At 63.8% G+C, this 2,079-nt stretch carries 5 protein-coding genes; all 5 read left to right on the top strand.

The genetic code is table 11. The features are described 5' to 3' along the window. On the top strand, positions 1 to 267 hold a 267-nt coding region (locus EOA24_RS35625), incomplete at its 5' end, for a CDP-alcohol phosphatidyltransferase family protein (protein ID WP_348633100.1). Between the two features lies 1 nt (position 268). Continuing rightward, positions 269 to 526, top strand: coding sequence for a molybdopterin converting factor subunit 1 (moaD, locus tag EOA24_RS35630; RefSeq protein WP_042638004.1), 258 nt, complete (start codon positions 269 to 271; stop codon positions 524 to 526). Position 527: 1 nt separating this feature from the next. After that, positions 528 to 1,007 (top strand): molybdenum cofactor biosynthesis protein MoaE, encoded by a 480-nt coding sequence (locus EOA24_RS35635; protein ID WP_126078200.1) that lies wholly within the window; start codon positions 528 to 530, stop codon positions 1,005 to 1,007. A gap of 134 nt (positions 1,008 to 1,141) precedes the next feature. Continuing rightward, positions 1,142 to 1,555, top strand: a complete 414-nt coding sequence (locus EOA24_RS35640) for a YbaY family lipoprotein (protein WP_127258362.1) — start codon at positions 1,142 to 1,144, stop codon at positions 1,553 to 1,555. A gap of 181 nt (positions 1,556 to 1,736) precedes the next feature. Continuing rightward, positions 1,737 to 2,006, top strand: coding sequence for a hypothetical protein (locus EOA24_RS35645; RefSeq protein WP_126061785.1), 270 nt, complete (start codon positions 1,737 to 1,739; stop codon positions 2,004 to 2,006). Positions 2,007 to 2,079 lie beyond the last annotated feature (73 nt).

The raw sequence follows: 2,079 nt of genomic DNA on the forward strand, positions 1-2,079 counted from the left end.
ATCCTGTGCCGCGAGATCCTGGTTTCGGGCCTGCGCGAATATCTGGCGGCCCTGAAAGTGTCGGTGCCGGTGACGCAGCTCGCCAAGTGGAAGACCACCATCCAGATGGTCGCCATCGCCTTCCTGCTGGTCGGCCCGGCCGGCGACAAGATCTTTCCGCTGACCACCCAGATCGGCCTGGTGCTGTTGTGGGTCGCGGCGCTCGTCACGCTCTACACCGGCTACGACTATTTCCGCGCCGGCCTCAAGCACATCATGGATGAGTGAGATGTCCACCAAGCTCATCTATTTCGCCTGGGTACGCGAGCGGATCGGCAAGCCGGAAGAGGACGTCGACTTGCCTTCCGGCATCGAGACGGTGGGCGACCTGCTGCGCTGGCTGAAGTCGCGCGGCGAGGAGTACGAAAACGCGCTGCAATACCCCGACGTCATCCGTGTCGCCATCAACCAGGAACATGTCGGCCACCGCGAGAAGATCGCCGGTGCGCGCGAGATCGCGCTGTTTCCGCCGATGACCGGAGGCTGACATGGCCGGCGCCGTCGTGCCCGCCATCCGCATCCAACGCGAGGATTTCGACGTCGCCGCCGAGATCGCCGGCCTGACCAAGGGCCGGACCGATATCGGCGCCGTGGTCACCTTTTCCGGCCTTTGCCGTGACGAGCAGGGCACGCTGTCGGCGCTCGAGCTCGAGCACTATCCCGGCATGGCGGAGGCCGAGATCGGCCGCATCGCGGCTGAGGCCATCGAACGCTGGCCGCTGCAGGGGCTCACCGTCATCCATCGCCACGGCAAGATAATGCCGGGCGAAAACATCGTGCTGGTGGTCGCGGCCTCATCGCACCGGCAGGCGGCCTTCGAGGCTGCTAATTTCCTGATGGACTATCTGAAGTCGCGCGCGCCCTTCTGGAAGAAAGAGCATCTTGCCGACGGCTCCGAGGGCGGCTGGGTCGAGGCCAAGGAAGCCGACGACCAAGCGGCGGACCGCTGGAAGAAACCGGGCCGATAATGCATGTCGCCCAGAAGTGAGCAGCGGTTCTGGGACAACGATATGCATCAGAGAAAACGCCTATTCGGCCATCGAACCACCGCAATCCTTCCCAAGCTTGCCAATCGGTTTGATTTGCTTGGCGGGACAATCTCATGCTGGACCGCATCGCGGAGTTCTTCATCTTCGGGCTGGTGCCGCTGGTCGTCGGCATTCTTGCCGTACCGCAAGTGACCAAGGCCGCCGAGAAGACCATCGCGGGCGAGGTGACTTATCGCGAGCGCATCGCTTTGCCGCCAGATGCCGTGCTCGTGGTCGAGCTTGCCGACGTCTCGCTGGCCGATGCGCCGGCAACCGTGATCGCAAAGCGCAGGGTAGCGCCCATCGGACGGGTGCCGATCAAGTTCGACATCGGTTTCGACCCCAAAGCGATCCAGAACGGTCGGACCTATGCGCTGCAGGCGCGCATCACGGTCGGCGAGCGGCTGATGTTCATCACCGACACGAACCACCAGCTCGATCCGCTGGCCGGCACGCCGCAGACGGTGTTGGTGAAGATGCCGCGCTGACGTCGGGCGCCGACTGTACGGCCGCGACTTTTCAGCCAGGAAACCGTGCTCGCCGGAATAAACCGCCGGCGCCAGGCGTTGACCTATGCAGATGGCGGGCAGGCAAAGGGACAAACGTCCCTTCACTCAAACCGCCAGACCGAATGCGCGGGATCGATCTGGCACTCAATGGAGACCAGATATGAAAAAGCACATGCTCATTCTCGCAGCCACAAGCGTATCGCTGATCGCCTTCGCAGGTTTTGCCCGCGCGGACGACCATCTGTTCAACGCCACGCAGCATGGCCTCAGCCCCGACAGCCAGCCCTTCCAGACCAACAAGGCCGGCCATAGCGGCGACCTTGCGCCTGGGCAGGGCAGCCCGTTCACCGGCGAGGAGACGAAGACGCCGGCCACCGACACAGAGGCGGCGAACGCCCACGCCAATGTGAAGGAGCGCCAAGCAAAGTAACGTTACCCTCAGACGCTGGCGGGACAGCGCCCTCCTCTGTCCTGCCGGACATCTCCCCCCCGAGGGGGGAGAT

It is taken from the genome of Mesorhizobium sp. M2A.F.Ca.ET.039.01.1.1 (assembly GCF_003998035.1).
Classification (GTDB): domain Bacteria; phylum Pseudomonadota; class Alphaproteobacteria; order Rhizobiales; family Rhizobiaceae; genus Mesorhizobium.

Bases quoted from the DNA above. Each gene is read 5' to 3' on its own strand.
- moaD (WP_042638004.1), top strand. From the start codon at position 269: ATGTCCACCAAGCTCATCTATTTCGCCTGGGTACGCGAGCGGATCGGC.
- EOA24_RS35635 (WP_126078200.1), top strand. From the start codon at position 528: ATGGCCGGCGCCGTCGTGCCCGCCATCCGCATCCAACGCGAGGATTTC.
- EOA24_RS35640 (WP_127258362.1), top strand. From the start codon at position 1,142: ATGCTGGACCGCATCGCGGAGTTCTTCATCTTCGGGCTGGTGCCGCTG.
- EOA24_RS35645 (WP_126061785.1), top strand. From the start codon at position 1,737: ATGAAAAAGCACATGCTCATTCTCGCAGCCACAAGCGTATCGCTGATC.